Here is a 2,653-nt window from a genome sequence, read left to right as displayed (position 1 = left end):
GGCCAGGCCGGCGCGATCGCGCGTTCGGGCGCCGGTAACGGGATGGAGGGCTTCGGCGACGGCGCCGCGCGGCTGACGCGGCCGGTGACGCTGGGACCGATCCGCCTCGACGTAGGCGCCGGCACCTGGGGCGGCGCGCAACGCGGCGCGGCGCGGCTGGACGTAGGGCCGACCGTCGGCCTGTCGCTGCCGGTGGCGCGCCACGCGCTGCGGCTGACGGTCGACTGCGGCATTATGTAGCAAGTGCACCAACGCGGGGTCGTCCGCCATCACCCGCGATTGCGTCTGCCCGGCTACGCGATGCCCTCAGTCGAAGGGTCAATAGCGTGTCTGTTTCGATTCGACATTCCAGCGTGCATCCTGCTTCACTCGTCCTAGGATTTTTGGGACGAGTGATCGTGGAAGAGGTAGAAGGCTTAATAGGTAAAGCTGAGGAGTATTTCGGTAAGCGAGTGACGGTGATTGCACTTGCTATCATTGGCATGGGCGCACTTGCCGCCGCCATCAAATCAATATTTTCCAATGTGCTTTTGCCTATTGTCACAGCGGCGGGAGGTTTCAGGTTCTCACTTTCGCTACTTGGCAATATCGTTCTAATAGCGATGGAATTGATTTACGCCTATTTTGTTATGTCTAGTTACCGTAAAGAGAAACTAATAAAAGCCGCGTCACTGGAAGCGAGAGAAACATTAGACCAAACTAAGGTTTTACACGCCGACGCACGAAAAGAGATGGCAAACTTGATAGTTGAGTATCGTGACTTGGTGGTCAAAAGTAAATTAATAACTGACCATCTTTCATTCGCTCAACTTATAACACGTGAACTTGTTCAATTAGCCAAAGATGATAAGCCTATGCCTCTAGAACAAGTCGAGGTGATCCTATCGCTGTTAGACATTGCACTAGAAACACAGCCGTAAACTTACCACGCGCCAGCTTGTTACGGATATTCGGCTCCGCATCGATAACCCCTATGTCCGCTAGCTTACCGACCAGCCCGGCATAGGTGACGTTCCGGCGCTTCAGCTCGGCTTTGAGCATCCCCTTCACCATCTCTTCCCATTCCTTGTCGGTCCGCTTTTCCTGCATCACGCACTCCATTCGTCGCAAATAGCATCATACGCGATACGTTTAGCACTGTACAGAGTACAGCAATGCCACTATCTGCGATGCATAGGCAGCGCGGACGATGACATTGCAACACTTTCTTCTTTCAGCAGCGGCACGGACCCTCAGCCTCAAAGCCGTTTTCAAGATGGGCGAGGATGCCGCTTACGAGACTTTCCGCCAGATGCGTTGGCCCGAGACGGACGGCGAGGCCGTGTGCCCTTCGTGCGGATGCCCCGAGACGTACAACATCACGTCGCGCCGCCGCTTCAAGTGCGTCGGTTGCCATCACCAGTTCAGCGTCACCAGCGGCACGATCTTCGCCAGCCGGAAGCTGTCGTTCACGGACCTGTTGGCCGCGATCGTCATCTTCGTGAACGGGGCCAAGGGCGTGTCGGCGCTACAAGTGAGCCGCGACCTAGACGTCCAGTATAAGACGGCGTTCGTGCTGTCTCACAAGCTGCGTGAGGCCATGGTGCGCGAGACGGCGGGCGCGACGCTGGACGGCGTTGTCGAGGTCGATGGCGCCTATTTCGGCGGCTATGTGAAGCCCGCCAACCACAAGCTGAACCGGCTGGACCGCCGCCTTCGTCTGAACCAAAACGGCAAGCGCCAGTCGGTCGTCGTCGTGCGCGAGCGCAACGGCGAGACGCTAACCTTTGTCGGCAAGAGCGAAGCCGCTGGCGTGGCCGTTGTGAAAGCGAACGTCGCGCCGGGCACGATCGTTCACGCGGACGAGGCTTCGCACTGGGACGCCCTTCACGGCTCGTTTGAGACGCGCCGGATCAACCACAGCGTTTGTTATTCGGATGGCTCAGCTTGCACCAATATGGCGGAGTCGTTCTTCTCGCGCCTTCGCCGCGCTGAGGTCGGGACGCACCATCATATCGCCGGGCCGTACCTTGCGGCCTACGCTGGCGAGATGGCGTGGCGCGAGGACAACCGTCGTCAGGCGAACGGTTCGCAAGCGGCGATGGTGACGAAGGCCGCTATGGACGCGCCGGTTTCGCGGGCGTGGGCGGGATACTGGCAGCGGGCGGCTTAAGCCGCTTCAAGCCGCCCGCTCAGTCGAAAGAACTTTGCAAGCTCCCGAGCAGCATCTTCCGACACAAACTTAGCTAGAACTTCGCCAATACGTGTCGGTGATTGCATATCAACGGAAACGAGGTAGATTCCCGTTCCGTCGACCAGCGGGCTATCCGCAGCCTCCGCTTCGGCTGTGGTAATTTCCCCAATGACGAGGCTTCCACGGTTGCTGCCGTTGGCAACTGCCTGAAAAGTCACATCAATTTCCTTTTTCGGGAGCCGAATCATGACTGTGAATCAACCCGAGCTGTCTGTCAATAAATTGGCCGAGTACATCGTCAGCAAGGGCGCGCGCCAGCGCAGGCTCCTTCGTGATCGCAAGTACCCCGATCCTGACTTTCAAATGGGCATGTTTCACCGGGAAGCAAGTGATGCTGTAAAGCGATATATTGCTGACGGCTGTGTTGATTCAGTTCCGTTAGAAAATCAAGTTTCCATCCTGAAACAGCTTACTCCCGAA

Annotated in this window: 6 protein-coding genes; 4 read left to right on the top strand and 2 right to left on the bottom strand. The window is 57.5% G+C overall.

The window, feature by feature from the left end; translation table 11 throughout:
* On the top strand, positions 1-240 hold a 240-nt coding region (locus ACFFAR_RS30400), incomplete at its 5' end, for a hypothetical protein (protein WP_375509137.1).
* 158 nt (positions 241-398) lie between these two features.
* Positions 399-920: a hypothetical protein gene (locus tag ACFFAR_RS30395; RefSeq protein WP_375509136.1), complete on the top strand. Its 522-nt coding sequence runs from the start codon at positions 399-401 to the stop codon at positions 918-920.
* On the opposite strand, the gene ACFFAR_RS30390 is transcribed toward ACFFAR_RS30395, so the two are convergent.
* Positions 853-1,041 carry a DUF6471 domain-containing protein gene (locus ACFFAR_RS30390; protein WP_375509138.1) on the bottom strand — a complete coding sequence of 63 codons (189 nt, stop codon included), beginning with the start codon at positions 1,039-1,041 and terminating at the stop codon, positions 853-855. The genes ACFFAR_RS30395 and ACFFAR_RS30390 overlap by 68 nt on opposite strands.
* Positions 1,042-1,189: 148 nt before the next feature.
* On the opposite strand from ACFFAR_RS30390, the gene ACFFAR_RS30385 reads away from it, so the two are divergent.
* Positions 1,190-2,152, top strand: coding sequence for an IS1595 family transposase (locus ACFFAR_RS30385; protein ID WP_375509135.1), 963 nt, complete (start codon positions 1,190-1,192; stop codon positions 2,150-2,152).
* Here the strand turns inward: ACFFAR_RS30385 and ACFFAR_RS30380 are convergent.
* A complete protein-coding gene (locus ACFFAR_RS30380; RefSeq protein WP_375509134.1) occupies positions 2,149-2,391 on the bottom strand; it encodes a hypothetical protein in 243 nt (80 codons plus the stop codon). The genes ACFFAR_RS30385 and ACFFAR_RS30380 overlap by 4 nt on opposite strands.
* A gap of 28 nt (positions 2,392-2,419) precedes the next feature.
* On the opposite strand from ACFFAR_RS30380, the gene ACFFAR_RS30375 reads away from it, so the two are divergent.
* Positions 2,420-2,653, top strand: a 234-nt coding sequence (locus ACFFAR_RS30375) for a hypothetical protein (protein WP_375509133.1), incomplete at its 3' end; no start/stop codon positions are given.

Source organism: uncultured Caballeronia sp. (assembly GCF_964243625.1).
Lineage (GTDB): Bacteria > Pseudomonadota > Gammaproteobacteria > Burkholderiales > Burkholderiaceae > Caballeronia.
Note: the sequence above shows the minus strand (reverse complement) of the source record. Positions and strands in the feature narration are given on the sequence as shown.

Coding starts and splice junctions, on each gene's coding strand:
- ACFFAR_RS30390 (WP_375509138.1), bottom strand. CDS start 1,041: ATGCTCAAAGCCGAGCTGAAGCGCCGGAACGTCACCTATGCCGGGCTG.
- ACFFAR_RS30385 (WP_375509135.1), top strand. CDS start 1,190: ATGACATTGCAACACTTTCTTCTTTCAGCAGCGGCACGGACCCTCAGC.